The organism is Brachybacterium alimentarium (assembly GCF_002332425.1).
In the GTDB taxonomy this organism is placed as follows: Bacteria; Actinomycetota; Actinomycetes; order Actinomycetales; family Dermabacteraceae; genus Brachybacterium; species Brachybacterium alimentarium.
On sequence record NZ_NRGS01000025.1, the window covers coordinates 14,678 to 34,343 of the forward strand.

16 protein-coding genes are annotated in these 19,666 nt (G+C 69.9%); 6 read left to right on the forward strand and 10 right to left on the reverse strand.

From position 1 onward, the window contains the following. Positions 1-17 precede the first annotated feature (17 nt). Both CIK71_RS13965 and CIK71_RS13970 read left to right on the forward strand, forming a co-directional pair. On the forward strand, positions 18-1,031 hold the full coding sequence (locus CIK71_RS13965) for a DnaJ C-terminal domain-containing protein (RefSeq protein ID WP_096166291.1): 1,014 nt from the start codon (positions 18-20) through the stop codon (positions 1,029-1,031). A gap of 142 nt (positions 1,032-1,173) precedes the next feature. Continuing rightward, positions 1,174-1,611, forward strand: a complete 438-nt coding sequence (locus CIK71_RS13970) for a heat shock protein transcriptional repressor HspR (RefSeq protein WP_096166292.1) — start codon at positions 1,174-1,176, stop codon at positions 1,609-1,611. A gap of 115 nt (positions 1,612-1,726) precedes the next feature. Here CIK71_RS13970 and CIK71_RS13975 read toward each other — a convergent pair whose 3' ends face one another. The 4 genes from CIK71_RS13975 to CIK71_RS13990 form a co-directional block, all read right to left on the reverse strand. Next, positions 1,727-2,929, reverse strand: a complete 1,203-nt coding sequence (locus tag CIK71_RS13975; RefSeq protein WP_176485656.1) for a glycosyltransferase — start codon at positions 2,927-2,929, stop codon at positions 1,727-1,729. An 11-nt stretch (positions 2,930-2,940) separates the two neighbouring features. Further along, positions 2,941-3,717: a TVP38/TMEM64 family protein gene (locus CIK71_RS13980; RefSeq protein ID WP_241964052.1), complete on the reverse strand. Its 777-nt coding sequence runs from the start codon at positions 3,715-3,717 to the stop codon at positions 2,941-2,943. Continuing rightward, positions 3,714-5,000, reverse strand: a complete 1,287-nt coding sequence (locus CIK71_RS13985) for a glycosyltransferase family 4 protein (RefSeq protein ID WP_245857585.1) — start codon at positions 4,998-5,000, stop codon at positions 3,714-3,716. The genes CIK71_RS13980 and CIK71_RS13985 overlap by 4 nt, the downstream gene beginning before the upstream one ends. A 192-nt stretch (positions 5,001-5,192) precedes the next feature. Next, positions 5,193-5,699: a YbhB/YbcL family Raf kinase inhibitor-like protein gene (locus CIK71_RS13990; protein ID WP_096166293.1), complete on the reverse strand. Its 507-nt coding sequence runs from the start codon at positions 5,697-5,699 to the stop codon at positions 5,193-5,195. A gap of 72 nt (positions 5,700-5,771) precedes the next feature. On the opposite strand from CIK71_RS13990, the gene CIK71_RS13995 reads away from it, so the two are divergent. After that, positions 5,772-7,115: a carboxylate--amine ligase gene (locus CIK71_RS13995; RefSeq protein WP_096166294.1), complete on the forward strand. Its 1,344-nt coding sequence runs from the start codon at positions 5,772-5,774 to the stop codon at positions 7,113-7,115. Then, positions 7,112-7,930, forward strand: coding sequence for a cysteate racemase (cuyB, locus tag CIK71_RS14000; RefSeq protein ID WP_241964054.1), 819 nt, complete (start codon positions 7,112-7,114; stop codon positions 7,928-7,930). Before CIK71_RS13995 ends, cuyB begins: the two co-directional genes overlap by 4 nt. Before the next feature lie 152 nt (positions 7,931-8,082). Here the strand turns inward: cuyB and CIK71_RS14005 are convergent, their stop codons facing one another. From CIK71_RS14005 to CIK71_RS14030, 6 genes are all read right to left on the reverse strand, one after another. Then, positions 8,083-9,378, reverse strand: a complete 1,296-nt coding sequence (locus CIK71_RS14005; RefSeq protein WP_245857588.1) for a carboxylate--amine ligase — start codon at positions 9,376-9,378, stop codon at positions 8,083-8,085. Positions 9,379-9,460: 82 nt separating this feature from the next. Beyond that, positions 9,461-11,155, reverse strand: coding sequence for a glycoside hydrolase family 13 protein (locus tag CIK71_RS14010; RefSeq protein ID WP_096166295.1), 1,695 nt, complete (start codon positions 11,153-11,155; stop codon positions 9,461-9,463). 100 nt (positions 11,156-11,255) lie between these two features. Next, entirely contained in the window at positions 11,256-13,265 is a 2,010-nt protein-coding gene (locus tag CIK71_RS14015) for an alpha-amylase family glycosyl hydrolase (RefSeq protein WP_096166296.1), read from the reverse strand. Positions 13,266-13,275: 10 nt separating this feature from the next. Further along, a complete protein-coding gene (locus CIK71_RS14020) occupies positions 13,276-14,130 on the reverse strand; it encodes a sugar ABC transporter permease (RefSeq protein ID WP_377805754.1) in 855 nt (284 codons plus the stop codon). A gap of 92 nt (positions 14,131-14,222) precedes the next feature. Then, positions 14,223-15,803 carry an ABC transporter permease subunit gene (locus CIK71_RS14025; RefSeq protein ID WP_096166297.1) on the reverse strand — a complete coding sequence of 527 codons (1,581 nt, stop codon included), beginning with the start codon at positions 15,801-15,803 and terminating at the stop codon, positions 14,223-14,225. Positions 15,804-16,051: 248 nt separating this feature from the next. After that, positions 16,052-17,335 (reverse strand): sugar ABC transporter substrate-binding protein, encoded by a 1,284-nt coding sequence (locus tag CIK71_RS14030; protein ID WP_096166298.1) that lies wholly within the window; start codon positions 17,333-17,335, stop codon positions 16,052-16,054. A 158-nt stretch (positions 17,336-17,493) separates the two neighbouring features. On the opposite strand from CIK71_RS14030, the gene CIK71_RS14035 reads away from it, so the two are divergent. Together CIK71_RS14035 and trpS are read left to right on the forward strand one after the other, a co-directional pair. Then, on the forward strand, positions 17,494-18,504 hold the full coding sequence (locus tag CIK71_RS14035) for a LacI family DNA-binding transcriptional regulator (RefSeq protein WP_096166299.1): 1,011 nt from the start codon (positions 17,494-17,496) through the stop codon (positions 18,502-18,504). A 28-nt stretch (positions 18,505-18,532) separates the two neighbouring features. Then, complete coding sequence (gene trpS / locus CIK71_RS14040; protein ID WP_096166300.1) at positions 18,533-19,609, forward strand: tryptophan--tRNA ligase; 1,077 nt, start codon at positions 18,533-18,535, stop codon at positions 19,607-19,609. The last annotated feature ends 57 nt before the right edge of the window (positions 19,610-19,666 follow it).

Below are 19,666 nucleotides of genomic sequence, written 5' to 3' on the forward strand. Positions count from 1 at the left end.
CCCGGAAGGAGACGCACATGTCCCAGCAGGACTGGCTCGACAAGGACTTCTACGCGGTCCTCGGCGTCTCGAAGGACGCGAGCGCGCAGGAGATCAAGAAGGCCTACCGCACGAAGGCCCGCAAGTACCATCCCGACCACCACCCCGACGATGCCCAGGCCGAGGAGCGGTTCAAGGAGATCGGCGAGGCGTACTCGGTGCTCAACGACGACGAGCAGCGCCAGCAGTACGACGCGATCCGTGCGATGGGCTCCGGCGGGGCGCGCTTCTCCGCGGGCCAGGGCGGCGGCGCCGGCGGCGCGGGCTTCGAGGACATCTTCTCCTCGATGTTCGGCGGCCAGGGCGGCGGCTTCCCCGGCGGCGGTCGTGCGGCCCCCGGCGGCGGCGCGAACCCCGACCTCGATGACATCATGCGGATGTTCGGCGGCCAGGGCGGCGGCTTCGGCGGCGGGCCGGCCGGCTTCCAGGGCGGCGGCGCCCCCGCGAAGGGGCAGGACGTCTCCGCCCGTACCCGCATCAGCTTCCGCGACGCGGCCCTCGGCACCGAGGTGCGCCTGAACGTGGACGGCAAGAACGTGACCACCCGCATCCCCGCCGGCGTGCACGACGGGCAGAAGATTCGTCTGCGCGGCAAGGGACGCCCCGGGCCGGGCTCCGCCCCCGCCGGCGACCTGCTGCTGAGCCTCGACGTCGAGGAGCACCCCGTGTGGAGCAGCGACGGCGCGAACCTGCGCCTGACCGTCCCGGTCTCCTTCGACGAGGCGGTGCTGGGCACCACGCTCACCGTGCCGCTGCTCGACGGCGGCACCGTCGGCGTGAAGGTGGCTCCCGGAACGCCCGGCGGCCGCACCCTGCGGGTGCGCGGCAAGGGCATCGCGACGAAGAAGAAGACCGGGGACCTCCTGGTCACTGTGCAGATCGCCGTCCCCACGCATGTCGAGGGCGCCGCCCGCAAGGCGGTCGAGGACCTCCGTGAGGCGCTGACCGACGAGGACCCGCGCGCCGGCCTCCGCGAGGCCGCCGCGCGCTGAGCAACCGGTGACCGTCCCTCTCCTCGGGACGGTCACCACCGCACCCGTCCCACCCCACGGCCGGGGGCCACCTGGCACAGTGGGAGCAGCAGGAGAAGCGCCACCGATCGTGCTTCTCCGCCGTCCCGGAAGGAGCATTCCCTTGGCAGCCCGGCACCGCATCGACGAGCGCGCGCCCGTCTACGTGATCTCCGTCGCCGCGGAGCTGTCCGGGATGCACCCGCAGACCCTGCGCCAGTACGACCGCATCGGGCTGGTCACTCCTCGCCGCACGCGCGGGCGGGGCAGGCGCTACAGCGTCGTGGACGTCGCCAGGCTCCGGGAGATCCAGCAGCTCTCGCAGGAGGAGGGCATCAATCTCGCCGGCATCAAGCGCATCCTCGAGCTGCAGGACGAGGTCAGGGCCTTGAACGGGCAGCTCGACGGGGTTCGGGAGACCCTCGATTCGCTCAGCCCCGCCCAGCGCCGCGTGTTCTCCGCGGACCGTGACGGGCAGATCAGCGCGCTGCGTCGTGGCGAGCGCCCTCAGCGTCGGGGCGGGGGAGCGCTCGTGCTGTGGGATCCGCAGCGCCGGCGCTGATCCGGACTGCCTCCTCTGCTCGGTCGTCCCAGCCCGTCCGACGGGCCTCCGACGGGCTCGGTCCATCTGACGCCTGTCCGACGGGCGCCCGGCGGGCGCGGACCGTCCGGTCGCCTCAGTCCGCCTGCGGTGCCGGAGCGAGGACGCCGGTGGCCCGGTAGATCTCCTGCAGCTGCTGGGCGACCTGCGACAGATCCACGCCCTCGGCCGCGCGGCGCCCGGCCGAGGTGAGATCCTCGAGCTCGCCGTCCAGCAGGGCGCTCAGCCGAGCGGCGGCGTCTGCGGCGAAACCGGGCCCGTCCCCGGCGACCTGATGGGTGAGCACCCCGTCCGGCATCCGGTCGCGGTACAGCGGGATCGCCCGCACCAGGGCAGGGGTGCCGCATGCCAGAGCCTCCCACAGCACGATGCCCTCGGTCTCCTCCTTGGTGAGGAAGCAGAAGGCGTCGGCCCCGCAGTAGGCCTCCCGCAGCTGCACGGGTGTGATGTACCCGGGGAAGAGGGCGTTCGGGGGCGCCGAGCCGAGGGCGCGCCGCACGTCGGCGGTCAGCAGGCGCTCATCGGTGCGCCCGTACCAGACGAAGGTCACCTCGGGCAGGGCACGCGCCACCTCCACCCAGTCCAGGATCCCCTTGCGGACCAGCTGCATGCCCACGCTGAGCACGACCTTCGCGCCCGGTTCCAGCCCGAGGGATGTGCGCAGCCGGGCCCGTGCTCCCGGGTCGGGCTGGAAGAACGTGGTGTCCACACCGTTGGAGAGCACATGGATCGGCGCGGTGATCCCGTACTTCGGCGCCGAGACCAGGTCGCGGGAGTACTCGCTGGGCGTGACCACCGCGTCGCCGCGCCGGTACAGGAAGGCGATCCAACGGCGGAACGTCGGGGCGAGCGTGTTCGATCCGGGGAACGAATCCCGGAAGTCGTCCTCGGTGGAATGCGCCCATACCAGCACCGGCCGTCGCCGCAGTCGCGCCCAGGCGGCGAACAGCGGAGTGTCGGGGAAGGGGGTGTTCAGGTGCACGATGTCGAAGCGTCGCAGGGGATTGGTGACTACTTCGTGGCCGAGCGAGCGCACCACCTCCTCCTGATGGCGGATGGCGGCGCCGATGCCCGACTGCGTGGCGAGGCGGGCGAGGCCGCGGGGCAGGAGCACCCGCAGCTGCTGCTCCGCGTGATCACTGTCCTCTGCGATTCCCGCGGTCTTCTGGCCGGAGGCCCGATGGCCCGTGCGCACACGGCGAGCGAGCTGCTCGATCCGGCGCTGCAGCCGGGCACCGGGACCGTGCGGGCGGGCCACGGCGCGATTCTTCATGAGCATGGGGTCTCCGTTCACCAGGGCAGGTAGCGCAGGACGAGGGCACTGATGCCGAGTCCGTACGCGATCAGCGCCCACGGCTTGCACAGCAGGATGATCAGGACATAGGTGCGCCAGCGCATGCGCGTGGTGCCGGCGATGTAGCAGAGCAGATCGTCCGGAGCGACGGGCAGGGTGATCGCGAGGGCGAAGGCTCTCGTGAAGTGGGCGCTGCGGGTCCAGCCCAGGAATTTCTCGACCGTTCGCTCGGAGAAGATCCGCTCGATGAGTGAAAGCCCCACGTGCCGGGCGATGAGGAAGTTCAGCAGTGACCCGGCGCACACGGCGACGTAGTTGTAGACGGTGCCCTCCAGGGCGCCGAACAGCACCGGCCCGGCGATCACCAGGAGACCTGCGGGGACGATCGGGAACACGACCGAGGCGGTCGAGGCGAGCAGGAAGACCACCGGCCCCCACGCTCCGAGCGAGCCGATGAACGCCTGCAGGTTCTCCAGCGACTGCAGCACTCCCGTCTGCAGCCCCCACACCACGAGGGTCGCGCTGATCGCGAGGCCCAGCAACGGGGAGAGCCGGGCGGCCAGCCGCACCGGATCCCGGCGGGAGGGCACGCCGTCGGCCGGAGCAGCCGCGCTCGTCGCGGGGGCGCTGCCGACTGACAGAACGGGATCGGCCGACGACGGCGCGGTGTGCGCTCCAGCTGGTCCGTGAGCGAGGGCAGCGCCGCGCGTGAGACGTGGAGCGCGCTCGAGGGGCCGCGCGATCACCGGCACGGAGCCGGTGGCGGTGCTCATGCCGCCACGGCCTGGCGGGTGATGATCTGCGGACCGCTGCGCTGCAGGGTCGACCCGTAGACGTCGAGCACGGCGCGCCCGAACTCGCTGGCACCGCAGGTCGCCACCGCGTGGGAGACGGCCGCGGCGGACATCTCCGCCTGCAGCGACGGATCCTCCAGCAGCGTCTCCAGACGGGCGGCGAACTCCTCGGCGCCCTCGATCTGCCAGCCGGTGCGCCCCTCGAGCACGACGCTCGCGATGGACGGGTCCCGGTAGCACAGCAGCGGCAGGCCGCAGGCAAGGGCCTCGATGAAGGTGAGCCCCTGGGTCTCGCTGCGCGAGGCGCTGACGAACACGTCGCCCATGCGATACCAGCGCTGCACCTCGGCGGGATCGACCACGCCTGTGAAGAGGACCCTGTCGGTGATGCCGAGAGAGACGGCGCGCTTCTCGAGCTCCTCCCGGTACGGACCGTCTCCGACGAGCACGAGCACGGTGTCCTCGCGTCCGGCGGCGGCGACCATGTCGAGCACCTCGTCGAGGTTCTTCTCCTTGGCCAGGCGGCACACGGAGATCAGCACCTTCTGCTCAGCAGTGATGCCGAGCCCGTCGCGGAGCGCGACGGCGTCCTGCCGCTCGGCCTCGGTACGGGCGGGGCGGAACCGCTGCAGATCGAGCCCGGTGGGCACGACGTGGACGGGCTCGGTCACGCCGTAGCCGTCCAGCAGGGTCGCGACCTTCGCGGTCGGTGCGATGACGGCGTCAGCTCCCGAGAGCACCCGGCGGCTGAAGGTGGAGACCACCTTGCGGCCGACGGTGCGGCTGGGGGAGTAGTAGTGCGTGTAGTCCTCGTAGATGGTGTGGTACGTGTGCACCAGCGGGACTCCGACGGTGCGGGCGATGCGCCTGGCCCACACGTGGGTGGAGAACTCGCACTGCGAATGGACGACGTCGGGCTGCCAGCGCACGATGTCGCGCAGGACCCGGCGGCTGCCCGGCATGCCGATCCGGGCCCGGTCGTAGAACAGGGCAGCGGAGACGGAACCCATGCGGTACACGCCGGGTTCGCTGCGGGAGCGGATGCCCTGGGACAGGGTGAGCACGCGGACGTCGCAGCCCAGGGCGATCAGCTCCCGGCGCAGGGTCGCGACCGAGGCGACCACTCCGTTGACGACCGGCTCCCACCAATCGGTGGTCAGCAGCACGCGGAGCGGGCGGTGACCACGAGGGGACGAGCCGGAGGTCGCGGGCGGCCATTGGGCGGCGGTCCGTGGGGAAGGGAGCATGCTGAGCGCGTTCACCCCTGAAGGCTCGCAGCTGCGAAGATCGACGGCGTCCTCCGAGCGGATGAACGACGTCAGACTCAGGTCTGATTCTTGCGCCGACCGCTCGTCGTGGATTTTCGTGGATCGCATGTTCCGAGCCTACGACCGGCTCTGTGCAGGCACGACGGGGCGCGCCCGAGTCGTCGAGGAGTCTTTCCCCCTTGTGCGTCAGCCGTCCACCTGATAATGGCCTGTGAAGGACGCCGAGGCCAGCTGCTGGGAGAAGATCGCGAACCGGGTTCCTACGTGCGGCGCCTCGGGGTCCGCGTCGAGCGACTCGACCGGGAGGGCGTGCACGGTGAACACATAGCGGTGGGACGGACCGGCCGGCGGCTCGGGGCCGTCATACCCGGGGTTGCCGAAATCGTTGACGGCCTGGCGCAGCGACGTGTCGTCGCGGGCGACCCCGAGGGGGAGCGACGTCGTGCCGGCGGGGATGTCCCAGGCGATCCAGTGCCAGAAGCCGGAGCCGGTGGGGGCGTCCGGATCGAACAGGGTGACCGCGAAGGAGCGGGTGCCTTCCGGGGCTCCGGACCAGGTGAGATCGGGGGAGAGGTTCTGCCCGCCGAGGTTCTCCACCACCTGCTGGGGAGCCACGACGGTGCCGTCGGGCGTGGCCTGCGACGACAGTGTCAGGGGGCTGGAATCGCTCGAATCCTTCGTGTGGTGATCCATCCCTCCAGCCTAGGTGGTGCCCGGCGACGAGTCGAGCCGGTCACCAGGTGCCGCGCCGCTACACTGGCGGCCATGCCTGAGAACGCACTGACCACGCAGGGCGTGGACTTCCTGCCCGTCGTCGTCGGCGGCGACATCGGCGCCTACTCCCTCGCCCGAGCGTTCCACGAGGCGTACGGCCTGCGGACCGTGGTGGTCTCGCGGCTCGCCGGATGGGTGGTCGGCACCTCGGCCCTCATCGACAACGTGCGCTGCGAGGACCCCTTCGACGCCGAGAAGCTCGCACCCGTGCTGCAGAGCATCGCCGAGGAGCATCCTGGGCTCCCCCTGATCCTGCTCGGCTCCGCGGACTCGACGGTGAAGGCCATCATCGAGGTGCGGGACGAGATCGGGCTGGACGAGCGCTACATCGCGCCCTACGTCTCCCACGACACCTTCGTGGCCGCCACCGAGAAGCAGAACTTCACCCGGCTGTGCCAGGGACTGGGCGTCGACCATCCCGGGACGGTCGTGGTCGACCTGGCCCAGGAGGTCCCCGACGACCTCGAGATCCCCTTCGAGTTCCCGGTCATCGCCAAGCCCGCCGAGGTCTCGGACTGGAAGCGGGTCCAGTTCCCCGGTCAGAGCAAGGTCCACACCGTCCCCTCCCGCGAGGAGCTGCTGGAGCTGCTGCGCACGATCCGCGAGTCCGGCTACCGCAGCTCGATCATCGTCCAGGACCGGATCCCGGGCGATGACCAGTACATGCGCATCCTCACCGTCTACTGCGACGCGGACTCCCGCGTGCGCTTCGGCTCCTGGGGCCGCACCCTGCTGGAGGAGCACGCCCCCGGGGCGATCGGCAACCCGGCCGCGATCATCACCGGCGTGGACCGCGAGATGGTCGACCAGGCCCAGCGCCTGTGCGCAGAGCTCGGGTGGACCGGCTACGCGAACTTCGACCTCAAGTACGACCGTCGTGACGGCCGCACCAAGTTCTTCGAGCTCAACCCGCGCCTGGGCCGTTCGAACTACTACATCACCGCAGGCGGGCACAACCCGGTGACCTGGTACGTCGACGAGCACCTCCGGAACGCCCTGCCCACCGAGGGCCCCGGCTCCGGCATCGGCGAGGACGGCATCATCCAGGACCAGCCCGAGGTGCTCTACACGGTCGTGCCCACCGCGCTGGTGCGCCGCTACACGACCCAGCCCGAGGCGAGGGCCCAGCTGCGCCGGGTGCTGAAGGCCCGTCGGGTGCGCAATCCCCTGCACTACCCGGAGGCGGAGACCCAGCCCAAGCGCCGCGGCTACGCCCTCGCCGCCGCCGCCAATTTCGTGCTGAAGTTCCAGCGCCACTACCGGCCCGAGGGCGGTGACCGCCTCTCGCGGCTCGTGCCCCGACGCGCGAGCCGCACGGAGCAGGACCCCTCGTGAGCGACCCCGACGGAGCCCCGCCCCAGCGATCACCCCGCGAAGGAACGAGCCTCGAGGCAGGCCGTCTCGAGGGAGGTCGGCTGGACGGCGATGACTGGTCGAGCCCCGTGGTGGGCGTGCTGGGCGGTCTGGGACCGGCGGCCACCGCCGTGTTCCTCGACGTGCTCATCCGGGCCACCTCCGCCGGGAGCGACCAGGAGCATCTCGATCTGCTGGTCTCCCAGCACTCCACCACCCCTGATCGCACCGCCGGGATCCTCGACCCCGACGCCGCCGATCCCGGGCCGGTGATCGCACGGGACGCCCGCATGCTCGAGCGCGCCGGCGCGAGCCTGCTGGTGCTGCCCTGCAACACCGCCCACCACTACGCGCTGCAGGTCGAGTCCGCGGTGACGATCCCGCTGCTGAGCATCGTCAAGACCACTGCCGAGGTGGCCGTGGCGACGGCCGGCGACGCTCCCGTGGCCGTCTTCGCGACCGAGGGCAACATCCACGCCCGGGTCTACCAGGACGAGATCGAGCGCGCCGGAGGCACCCCCTGGACGCCCGATCAGGCGCTGCAGGACGATGTCAGCCGGCTCATCTACGAGCAGGTCAAGGCCGGTAAGCCGGTCGACCTGACGCTGTTCGAGTCCTGCCTCGACCGGGCTCTCGCGCAGGGCGCGGGCACTGTGGTGCTGGGCTGCACCGAGCTGTCGGTCGCCTACGACCAGCACGACTACCGTGGGGACCCACGCCTGGTCGACTCGCTCACCGAGCTCGCACGGATCACCGTGCGCGAGGGCGGCAAGGAGCTCACCCCAGCCTTCCGGTGAGCAGTCTTCCGGTGAGCAGACATCTGAGCAGCCTGCTCCTGGCCGCGAGCCGCTGAGCCCCGATCCTCCTGACGGGCCCCGGCGAACAGGCCTCCCTCAGTGGATCCCGTGCAGAGGATCTCGCTCAGAGGGTCTCCTCCGGACGGTCTCGCTCAGAAGCCGGAGTCCGTGGGCTTGGGGTAGTAGCGCAGGAACTTGCGCACATGATTCAGGCCGACGATCCGTGCATACCGACGCGCCCAGCCGCCGTCGGGCCCGTAGGTCCAGGGGTTGCGGACCCCACGGCGCGCGACGGTGCGCACCCAGCGCCGCATCTCGGGGTCCCGCACGTAGCGCATCAGCAGCGGCATCGGCACCAGTGAATAGAGGATCTCGTCGACGCGCGTGACCGGCTCGATCTCGCGATGCTCGATCGCGTCGGCGACCACGAAGCGGGACACGTTCGCGCCGGCGGAGGTGACGTAGAAGTTGTTGCGCCCGATGCGGGGATTCACCTCGAAGAACTTCCAGATCCCGTCCCGCGGATCCCGCTTGACGTCGAAGTTCGCGAAACCGCGGTAACCGGTGGCCTCGAGCAGGGCGCGAGCCTGGGGGAGCGCATCGCCGAACTCGGTCGTGATCATCGCGGCGGGGCGCCCCAGCGCATCCGGGGTGTGCTCACCCAGCAGCACACGCGCCGAGCACAGCAGCGTCACCCGTCCCGCGGCGTCGGTATAGGCGGTGAGGGAGCCCTCGGCGGTGTCATCGCCCGGGATCAGTTCCTGGACGATCAGCCGACCGGTGTATCCGGCATCGGCGATCGCGCGCACCAGCTCCTCCAGCTCCGCGGGCTCGGAGAGGAACCAGACCTTCTTCTTGCCCGCGAAACGCACGCCGGCCATGTCCGCGGTGCGGGCGGCCTTCATCACCAGAGGGAACGGGATCTCGGTGCGGGGCGGCTCCCAGCCCTCGCCCCGGGGAGCGCTGAGGTCGATGACCTCGGTGCGCGGCGTGGCCACACCGTGCTCGGTGCACAGGCGCGCGAACTCGGCCTTGTCCGACAACCGCTCGAGCGTGTCGGCCTCCAGGATCGGCATCACGAAGTGAGGCGCCAGCCGCTCGCGGTGATCGCTCATCAGCTGGATCAGCGAATCGGCATTGGCCAGCAGCAGCTGCGGGCGACCGCCCTGGCGCTCACCGGCCAGGTCCACCAGTGCGGTGATCAGGTCCTCGTCGCTCGCGTCCCCGCCCAGCTCACGCATGTCGCAGGTGACCGAGCGGCGCATCGGCTCGACGCCCACCTTGGTGACCACGGTCGCCACGACGCCGTACTCCTCATGGAAGGCACGGGCGAGGGTGTACACGCCGAGCCCGGTGCCCAGCAGCACCAGGTCGAACTCCGCCGGAGCGGCGGGAGCGCCGTCGAGGGGACGGCCGGAGAGGGGCGAGAGCGAATCGGGTCGAGGCATGGCGCCGATCCTATCCGCGACAGGACGGTCGGCCGCAGCGCACAGCGCGCGCCGCGACCGACCGTGATCCGTCCGACTCGGGTCAGCCGACCCGTACCCAGGCAGCGCTGTCCGCGGGCAGGGTGCCCGGCGTCGTCTCCGCGGAGGCGACGAGCACCTCGGCGCCCGCCAGACGGTGCCCGACCGGGAGGGCGACCGCCGCCGAGGTCGTGTTCACCAGCACGGTCAGCGCGCCGCGGGTCACCCCGAGCACCCCCTCGGGCAGATCCTCCTCGAAGACCACCGGCTGCTCGGGCCTGCCCAGGGTCAGCTCACGCCGCAGGCCGAGCGCGGTGCGGTACATCTCCAGGGTCGAGCCCTCCACGCCCTGCTGGGCGTCGGCCGCGAGCGGACCGAACTCCGCGGGCTGGGGCAGCCAGCTCTCCCCGGTCGAGGAGAAGCCGAACGCCGGGGCGTCCTGCTCCCAGGGCAGCGGCACACGGCAGCCGTCGCGGCCGGGCACCCCGGCGCGCAGGTGCGAGGGATCCTCGCGCAGCTCGTCGGGGATGTCGCTGACCTCGGGAAGCCCGAGCTCCTCGCCCTGATACAGATAGGCGGATCCGGGCAGCGAGAGCATCAGCAGCGTCGCGGCGCGGGCACGCCGCAGACCCAGCTCCGCATCGGGCACCTCGTCGCGGCGCAGGCCCTCGCCGAAGCGGTAGTCCGGGGCGAACCCGTACCGGGAGGCATGGCGGATCACGTCGTGGTTCGACAGCACCCAGGTGGTGGGGGAGCCGACGGCGTCGGCCAGGGCGAGCGGCTTCTCGATCGCCGCGCGCATCGTCTCGACGCCCCAGCGGGCCTGGAGGAAGCCGAAATTGAAGGATTGATGTGCCTTCTCGGCGCCGATGTACAGCGGCAGGCGGTGCTCGGGGATCCACGCCTCGAGCACCATCATGCGCTCACCCTCGTAGGAGTCGAGGATCGGCCGCCACTCGCGATAGATGTCCAGCACCCCGTCGTTGTCGAAGTAGACCGGCACCTCGCCCTCGGGGATGTCGATCAGCCCCTCGGCGTTCACGGTGGCGTCCGGAAGCCCCTCGGGTTTGATCATGCCGTGGGCGACGTCCACCCGGAAGCCGTCGGCCCCGCGGTCGAGCCAGAACCGCAGCACGTCCTGGAACAGCTCGTGGACGCGCGGGTTCTCCCAGTTCCAGTCCGGCTGGGAGGTGTCGAAGATGTGCAGGTACCACTGGCCGGGGGTGCCGTCCGCCTCGGTGACGCGGGTCCAGGCCGGGCCGTGGAAGATCGAGGTCCAGTTGTTCGGCGGCAGCTCGCCGTCCGTCCCCGTCCCCTCGGCGAACATGTACATGTCGCGCTCGGGGGAGCCGGGAGCTGCGGCCAGCGCCTGCTGGAACAGCACGTGGTCGCAGGAGGAGTGGTTGGGGACGACGTCGACGATGACCTTCAGGCCCAGCTCATGGGCGCGGGTGATCATCTCGTCGGCGTCGGCCAGGGAACCGAACCGGGGGTCGACATCGGTGTAGTCGGCGACGTCGTAGCCGCCGTCATGCTGGGGCGAGGTGTAGAAGGGCGAGAGCCAGATGGCGTCCACCCCGAGGTCCCGCAGGTAAGGCAGGCGGGCCGTGACGCCGGGCAGATCACCCATGCCGTCGCCGTCCGAATCCGCGAAGGAGCGCGGATACACCTGGTACACGACGGCGTCGCGCCACCACTGCTGGGCTTCACGGGTCTCATGCTCCGCGGCCTGGGGCGTCGCGGGGGTGTGGAGGGTCATGCGGGTCCTTCCGAGAGTGCGGATCTCATGCTGTACGTCGAGCTGGGTGCTGCCGCGCGGGCGGGAGCCACGAATGGGCCGCCGGGGAGGAGCGACGGAGTCACGCTCCGGAGTCGAGGCGGGTGATGCTGGCTCCGGCATCGGACGCGTCCAGGCGGAGGACTCCACGGTCGTGGCGGGCGTTCGCTCCGCCGACCTCGGTGTGCACCGTGGCGCTGGGGGCGCCGGGCAGGCTATCGGTTCCGATCACGATCTCGTCATGGGCGCCACGGGCGAGATGCACGAGGACGTCCCCGTCCGGATGGGTCCGGGCGTAGACCAGGGCGTCAGTGCCGGCGTGCAGCCAGCGCAGCCCCCCGCGGCGCAGCGCGACCAGCTCGCGGCGCAGGCCCAGCAGCAGACGGGTCGCCTCGAGGATGCCGAGATCGATGCGCTCGCCGTCGCCCCGGTCGATCGCCTCCCACGGCATCGGGGCGCGCGAATGCTCCCCGTTCTCGCCCTGCGCGCCCAGCTCGTCGCCGGCGAACACGGTGGGCACGCCGGGCAGGGTGGCCAGCGCTGCCACGGCGGCGAGCTGGCGCTCCCGGCTTCCGACGACGGTCCGGGTGCGGGGTGTGTCATGGCTGGACAGCTGGTTCTGCGAGTGGGCGCGGGATGGCCAGGGCATCTGGGCGTTGTAGTCGCGCAGGGTGCGCCAGATGGAGGTGCCGGGCAGACGCGGCAGGGTCATCGGCAGCCCCAGCCAGTTCAGGTCGCTCTCGGGATCCGCGAGCCATGCCCACAGCGGACGGGTGAAGCCCGCGTAGTTCATAGTGCCGTGCCAGCCGTCACCGGCGAGGTCCGCTGTGGCGTCGTGCCCGTGCTCTGCGACGAGCCAGGCGCTGTGCGCACGGCTCTGTCCTCGGGAGTCCGTGACCTCGCGCATCGTGGCGCGGATCTCGCGAGCCACCTCGTGCGTGAGGTCCACCGTGCCGTGGCGGCCGGTCATGTTGGCCACGTCGATCCGCCAGCCGTCGGCTGCGAAAGGAGCGGAGAGATATCGGCCGACGACGCTGCCTGCCCCGCGGGTCAGCCGCGATCGCAGCTCCGCGTTGCGCTGGTCGAGCTTGGGCAGGGTGGGCACGTCCAGCCAGCTGGCGTACTGGTGGGGATGCTCCTCGAAGAGGTAGAAGCCCGCTTCGATGGACTCAGGATCGGCCTGGGCGGCGCGGAACCATTCATGGGTGTCGCCGGTGTGGTGTGTCGTGAGATCCAGCAGCAGGCGCATCCCCCGTTCGTGGAGAGCCGTGGAGAGGCGCACGAGGGCGTCGTCGCCGCCGAGCAGAGGATCGACATGGTCGAAGGCCGAGGCGTCGTAGCGGTGCACCGAGCCCGCCGGGAACACCGGCGTGAGATAGAGGGTGTTCGCGCCGAGTAACGCGATGTGGTCCAGACGCTCCAGGATCCCGTCGAGATCACCGCCGAAGAACTGCCGGCCGGTGAGCTCGCCGTGCATCGCGGGCTCGTCCTCCCAAGCCATCGGGACCGCCCAGCAGGGCAAGTCCGCAGGCGCCGGGCGACCGTCCGCGTCCAGAGGCATCCGGGTGCTGCGGGAGAAGCGGTCGGGGAAGATCTGGTACACGATCGCGTCGTCCACCCAGTCTGGAGCCGGCTCGTGGGCGAGCAGACGGAAGTCCGTGGCGTCAGAGACATCCCAGGGCACGAGGCCTGCGGCGGTGAGCCAGGCGTAGGAGGGGACCGCGGCACCCGAGGGGCTCACGGATCCCTGCGGGGCGAGCACGCAGAATCGGTAGGGCATGACCGGGTTCGTGAGGCTCAGCTCCGCCTCCCACCAGGTGCCTGTGGAGTCCTGGGCGGCGACGTGGAGCTCGGAGGTGCGGATCTCCCCGTCGCTCACCGTGCGCAGGGCGAGCGCGGAAGCCGGGTAGGCGATGGGAACCCACACGCGCAGCGTCGATCGTGCGTCGAGGGCGGGGGCGTCGCCGGCCACGAAGCACGGACCCGAGTCGTGATGGGGCTGCTCGATCAGCGGGACACCGGTGGCGTCGACTCCGAGGGCATCGAAGGAGGTGGAGGGCGGCTCCGCCGACGGCGCGGGGACCTGGTTCATCGGGATCACCTCAACCCTTTACGGCGCCCGCGGTGGCGCCGCCTACGATGTAGCGCTGGAGGAACTGGTACAGGATGATCACCGGGATCATGATCATCACCGACCCAGCCGCGAAGACGCCCAGATTGTTCGAGCGGTCTCCCTGGAGCAGGCCGTACAGACCCACCGCGAGGGTCTTCTTGTCGTCGGCCGTGAGGAAGATCGAGCCCAGCAGGAATTCGCTCAGCACGCCCACCAGGGCCAGCAGCACCGTGGTGGCGAGGATCGGGGTGAGCGTGGGCAGCAGTATTTTCGTGAACACCTGCCAGTGGGTGCAGCCGTCGATGATGGCCGCCTCGTCCAGCTCCTTGGGCACGGTGTCGAAGAAGCCCTTGATCAGCCAGACCTGACCGAGCGAGCCTCCCAGGAGCACCACGATGTAGCCGGGCAGGGAGTTCAGCCCCAGGAAGGGGACGACCTGGCCCAGTCCGGAGAGCATCGTGTAGACGGCGATCATCGCCAGGATCGCGGGGAACATCATGACCAGCAGCAGCGAGAGCAGCCCGATCCGGCGCCCGGTGAACCGGAAACGACTGAAGGCGTAGGCGGCCAGGGTGGACAGGAATACCTGGACAAGGGCGACGACGCCGCAGACGATGACGGTGTTGAGGTACCACTGCAGGAAGGGCCCGCGGGCACCGCGGAGCAGCTCCTGATAGTGGGTCAGGCTGAACGCCGTCGGCAGCAGGCCCGAGGAGGACACGGTGCCCAGCGGGTTCAGTGACGCCGAGACGACGAACAGGATCGGGAAGATCGCGAAGGCCATGGCCGCGACCGCGACGACGTGACGCCAGCCGATCTCCGACATCCAGCGGGCGAACGGCATCCGGTGCGGAGCGCTCGACGGCTCCTGTGAGGCCCCGGGCGACAGGGAATGGGCGGGGGTGGGGGTGGAGATGCTCATCGTGGGGACCCCTCTCAGTTGACGTCTTCGAGGACAGTGGTGAACCGGAACTGGATCGCTGCGAGCACACCGGTGAGGGCGAACAGCGCGACGGAGACCGCCGAGGCGAAGCCGAAGTCGGCGCCCGAGCCTCCGAAGGCGATGCGGTAGATCATGGAGATCAGGATGTCGGTGCCTCCGCGGGTGTACTCACCGGGCAGGAACGGTCCGCCTTCGGTGAGCAGCTGGATCGCGTTGAAGTTGTTGAAGTTGAAGGCGAAGGATGCCACCAGAAGGGGAGCGACGGCGACCAGCAGCAGAGGGGTGACCACCTTGATCGTGGTCTGCAGACGGCTCGCGCCGTCCATGCGGGCGGCTTCCATGACGTCGCTCGGGATCGACTGCAGCGCGCCGGTGGAGACGATGAACATGTACGGGAAACCCATCCACAGGTTCGTCAGCAGCACCGCGGCCTTGGCCAGCGTGGGATCGCCCATCCAGTTCAGATGCAGCCCGAGGGTCTCGTTGATCAGGCCGAAGTCGCGGTTGTAGAAGTTCGACCACACCAGCAGCGAGATGAACCCGGGCACCGCATAGGGCATGAGCAGCACCGAGCGGTAGAGACGTCGACCCTTGACCCGCTCGTCGTTCAGCACCAGTGCGAGCGCGAAGCCGACCACGAAGGTGAGCAGCACGGAGCCGATAGAGAATACCAGGGTCCAGACGAAGGCGGCCCCAAACTGCTTGGCGATGCCGGCGTTGGTGAACAGGCGCTCGTAGTTGCTGAGTCCCACGCCCTGGAGCCAGGACTGGCTGAAGGCGCGCTCGCCGTCGGCGTTCACGAAGTACTCGGTGTCGCCGACGGTGCCCACCGAATAGACCTCGCCGCTGCGGGAGTCGGTCAGGGTGTCGCTGGCCTCGTCGTAGCTGAGCACGGTGCTGCCCTCGAAGGCCTGGTTCGCGCCCTGGATACGGACGGCCTCGGAATCGGTGATCGGGACCGCGAGCTGCTGGATCGTGTCGTACGCGGTGTTGACCTCGCGGGCGTCGAGAATCGTGTATCCGTCCGCGTCGGTCACGAAGCCCGAGGTCACCTCGACGTCTCCGGACGGGACCTCCTGGACCGGTGCAGTCTCGTCCCCCTGGTAGACGGTGCCGGTCCCCGGATCCACGAGGAACAGAGTGAACGGTCCCTCGACCGGGTCGCCCTGGGTCGCGACGGAGAGGTTGTACCAGGTGGAATCGTCGGACTGCTGCACGGAGTTGGCCACGATCGAGTCGATCGCCTGCTCCTTGGTGCCGCGCGTGCCGTCGCCGAAGTTCGTGAAGGAATAGCCGATCGTGAGGATGATCGGGGTGATCAGGAAGACCACTAGGAACAAGGTGCCGGGGAAGAGGTACTTGCCCGGCACGAAGCGCTTCGTGGAGTACAGCGCGAAGATCGCGATCGTCGCGAGGACCACGATGCTCAGCCACATCCACTGCTGCAGCTGGATCATGACCGGGACGGAGAACGCGGCCACGGCGAGCACGGCGCCGAGGAACAGCACGCGCGCCAGGATCGTCGGGATCGTGGTGGTGCGTTCACGGTGCGCGGGCGCATGGGTGGAGGGCATGGCGACGCTGCCTTTCGGTGAAGCAGGGATTCAGGGATTCAGGGATTCAGGGATTCAGGGATTCAGGGATGCAGGGATGCAGGGATGAGGGATACCGGGGCGCGAGACGGCAGATCGGGCCGAGCGGCGTCCTGGAACCGGGGCCGACGGGGCGCTGACGGCGGGGGTGCACAGAGGACGCCGAGCTCGGCAGGGAGCGGGCGGGATGCAGCGTGCCTGCGCTGCGCCCCGCCCGCGACGGCGAGGGATCAGCCGATCTGGCTGGTGATCTCCTCACCGGCGGAGGTCATCGTGGACTCCGGATCGGCGCCGCCGACGATGTTCGCCTGGGCCTGGCCGAGCGGCTCCCAGATCGTGGCCATCTCCGGGAGTGCGGGCATCGGGCCCGCGCCCTCGGCGAGCTCGGCGATCTTCACGATCTCGGGGAAGTCCGCCGCGAGCTTCTCCTGCAGCGTGAGGTTCACCGGGGGCAGCTCGTTGCGGGGGAACATCTGCTCGACGATGTCGGGAGAGGACGCCACCGCAGTCGCGAACTGCTGGGCGATTGCGGGGTTTTTGCCGCCGGCGGCGACGTAGAACGCGTTGACGCCCGCGAACGGCACGGCCGCTTCGAGGCCCTCGAAGCCGGGGACCGGACCCATGGCGAAGTCGATCTCGGCAGTGCGGATGTCCTCGAGCGCCCACGGGCCGGAGACCAGGTAGGCGGCCTTCCCGTCGGTGAACAGCGAGATCGCGTTGTCGCCGGTGATCGACGTGGACAGCACGCCCTGGTCGCCGAGCTCCTTGATCTTCTCGCCCGCGGAGATCGAGCCCTCCTGGCCCACGCCCACGTCGGACGGATCGAAGTCCCCCTCGGTGTCCGTGCCGAAGAGGTACCCGCCGGCGGAGGAGTAGAAAGCCTCCATATGGTAAGCGTCGCCCTGCTCGCCGACCGGCAGGGACAGTACGTTGTCCGCGCCACCGGCCTCGCCGGCGGCGACCATCTCCTCGACGGTCTTGGGTTCGGGGACGTCGGTGAGCTCCTTGTTCGCGAACATCACCAGAGTCTCCACCGCGTAGGGCACACCGTACGTCTGACTGTCATAGGTGACGGCCTCCAGCCCGATCGGTGCGATGTCCTCCGTGGCGTCGCCGGGCAGCTGCACGGGGGAGATCGAGCCGTTCTGAACCAGGTTCCCGATCCAGTCGTGGGCGGCGACGATCATGTCCGGGCCGTTGCCGGCCTGGTTGGCGGTGATGAAGTTGCCTTGAAGATCATCGGCGACGATTTGCACCGCGACGGAAAGGCCGTTGGCCTCGCCCCAGGTCGCGACGGGCTCCTCGAGCGAGGCGGCCTTCTCCTCATCGGTCCAGATCACGAGATCGGCGTCGGCGCGGGCGGGCGCCGCACCCTCTTCGGCGCCACCGGCATCGGAGGCCCCGCCCGCGTCGCTCGAACCAGCTGCGGTCTCGTCCCCGCCGCACGCGGCGAGCAGCGCGGAACCGGCTGCGGCGCCGCTGAGGGCGAGGAAACTCTTTCGACGAATCTGCACGTCTTCTCCTTCGAATCGTGGAGCGACCGGCTTCCATTGGCGGTGCTCGATGAGGGAGACACTAGATCGAGTGAGCCTGGTTGTGCAAGACTGGGCAAGAACTTGCAGGTATCGATCCGGTGACGGGCGGGGATGCGCGCGTCTGGAAGGATGAGGGGATGGCACGACTGATAGACATCGCCCACGCCGCCGGGGTCAGTGAGGCCACGGTCTCCCGGGTGCTCAACGGCAAAACCGGGGTCAACGACGCCACGCGCGATACGGTCATCCGGGTGGCCAGGGAGTTGGGACGCGATGTCGCGCCGGAGGTGACGGGGTCGGGACCGCTGGTCGGTGTGCTCGTGCCGGATCTCGACAACCAGGTGTTCGCGGCGTGGACCGAGCGGATCGAAGCGGAGCTATTCGAGCGTGGGGCGTCCGCGCTGGTGGGCATGCGCGCCCGCACCGTGGAGCGAGAGCGCGAAATCTTGCATCGCTTCTTGCATGCTGGGGCAACGGCGATCATCGTCGTCTCCGGTCATCACGCCCAGCAGCGCGGGCCGGTCGACCACTACCGCGAGGTGGTCGGCGCCGGCGTCCCGCTCGTGCTTGTCAACGGTGTGCGGGACGACCTCGACGCCGCCTTCCTCTCCACCGACGACGAGCACGCCATGCGGCTGACGCTCACCCACCTCCAGGACCTCGGCCACCGCCGGATCGGCCTCGCCGTGGGTGATGAGCACACGTGGCCGGTACGCGAGAAGCTCGCCGTCTTCGAGGAGGTGGCGCGGTCGTTCCCTGAGGATGCCTGGCCGGCAGCGTTCACCGACTTCTCCTACGCCGGGGGCTACGAGGCCGCTCGTGATCTCCTTTCCCGGGGGGCGACAGCGATCGTCTGCGGGTCCGACGTGATGGCGGCCGGTGCGCTCGAGGGCATCCGCTCCCAAGGGCTGCGCGTCCCGGAGGACGTCTCTGTGGTGGGCTATGACGACGTCTTCTGGGCGGGCCTGACCGACCCGCCCCTGACCACGGTGCGCCAGGCGGTGGCGTCGATCGCCCGCGCTGCCGTGCGCGCAGCGCTCGGCGGAGGCGAGGATTCGCGGCGCCCGGCGCGCACGGAGGTCGTGGTGCGGCCCCAGCTGATCGTGCGCGGCTCGACCGCGGTGGCCCCGGGCGGCACGGCGGGCTGAACCCCGCCCGGCCCGCTAGCATGGATGGGTGAGCGAACCGACCAGCACCCGCACCAGCTATGACACCTCCCAGCGACGCAGCGACGAACTGTGGGAGAAGATCCAGAAGGACCCGTCGGGGCTGCGCATGCTCACCGGCGATCGCCCCACCGGGGCCCTGCACATCGGCCACTACTTCGGCTCGTTGCGCAACCGGGTGCGCCTGCAGGACGTGGGCATCGAGACCTGGGTCCTGGTCGCCGACTACCAGGTGATCACGGACCGTGAGGTCATCGGCGATATCAGGGGGTCGGTGCGTGAGCTGCTGACCGACTATCTCGCAGTGGGTCTGGACCCCGAGCGCTCCACGTTCTTCGCGCATTCGGCGGTGCCCGCGCTGAACCAGCTCATGCTGCCGTTCCTGTCGCTGGTCACCCAGCCCGAGCTCGAGCGCAATCCCACCGTCAAGGCGGAGCTCGCCGCGGCCGGGAAGTCCGCCATGGGCGGGCTCCTGCTCACCTACCCGGTTCACCAGGCCGCGGACATCCTGTTCTGCGGCGGCAACGTGGTACCCGTGGGGCGCGATCAGCTGCCCCACATCGAGCAGACCCGCGTCATCGCCCGGCGCTTCAACGAGCGCTATGCGGACGGGGAGCAGGTCTTCACCGAGCCCGACGCGCTGCTCTCGGAGGCGCCGACCATCCTGGGCCTGGACGGCGAGCACAAGATGAGCAAGTCGCGCGGGAACACCGTGATGCTGCGCATGGACGAGACCGAGACGGCCAAGAAGATCAAGAAGGCCAAGACGGACTCCGAGCGCGTGATCACCTACGACCCGGAGAACCGCCCTGAGGTCGCGAACCTGCTGACCATCGCCGCGCAGTGCCTGGACCGCACCCCCGAGTCGATCGCCGAGGAGATCGGGGACAAGGGCTCCGGCACGCTCAAGGTCATGACCGCCGAGGTCCTCAACGAGCACCTCGCCCCGATCCGTGCCCGTCGCCACGAGCTCGAGCAGGACCCCGAGTACCTGTTCTCCGTGCTCCGCGCCGGGAACGAGCGGGCGAACGAGGTCGCCGACGCCACGCTCGCCCGGGTGCGCGAGGTCATGGGAATGGTCTACTGACCGTCTGAGGGCCGCCGGGACCGAGGAGTCCTCGGCGCGGCCGCGTCCCGAGTCGAT

Bases quoted from the DNA above. Each gene is read 5' to 3' on its own strand.
- CIK71_RS14020 (WP_377805754.1), bottom strand. From the start codon at position 14,130: ATGCCGTTCGCCCGCTGGATGTCGGAGATCGGCTGGCGTCACGTCGTC.
- CIK71_RS14015 (WP_096166296.1), bottom strand. From the start codon at position 13,265: ATGAACCAGGTCCCCGCGCCGTCGGCGGAGCCGCCCTCCACCTCCTTC.
- CIK71_RS14035 (WP_096166299.1), top strand. From the start codon at position 17,494: ATGGCACGACTGATAGACATCGCCCACGCCGCCGGGGTCAGTGAGGCC.
- CIK71_RS14025 (WP_096166297.1), bottom strand. From the start codon at position 15,803: ATGCCCTCCACCCATGCGCCCGCGCACCGTGAACGCACCACCACGATC.
- CIK71_RS13995 (WP_096166294.1), top strand. From the start codon at position 5,772: ATGCCTGAGAACGCACTGACCACGCAGGGCGTGGACTTCCTGCCCGTC.
- CIK71_RS13975 (WP_176485656.1), bottom strand. From the start codon at position 2,929: ATGCTCATGAAGAATCGCGCCGTGGCCCGCCCGCACGGTCCCGGTGCC.
- CIK71_RS14005 (WP_245857588.1), bottom strand. From the start codon at position 9,378: ATGCCTCGACCCGATTCGCTCTCGCCCCTCTCCGGCCGTCCCCTCGAC.
- CIK71_RS13990 (WP_096166293.1), bottom strand. From the start codon at position 5,699: ATGGATCACCACACGAAGGATTCGAGCGATTCCAGCCCCCTGACACTG.
- CIK71_RS13980 (WP_241964052.1), bottom strand. From the start codon at position 3,717: ATGAGCACCGCCACCGGCTCCGTGCCGGTGATCGCGCGGCCCCTCGAG.
- CIK71_RS14010 (WP_096166295.1), bottom strand. From the start codon at position 11,155: ATGACCCTCCACACCCCCGCGACGCCCCAGGCCGCGGAGCATGAGACC.
- CIK71_RS13965 (WP_096166291.1), top strand. From the start codon at position 18: ATGTCCCAGCAGGACTGGCTCGACAAGGACTTCTACGCGGTCCTCGGC.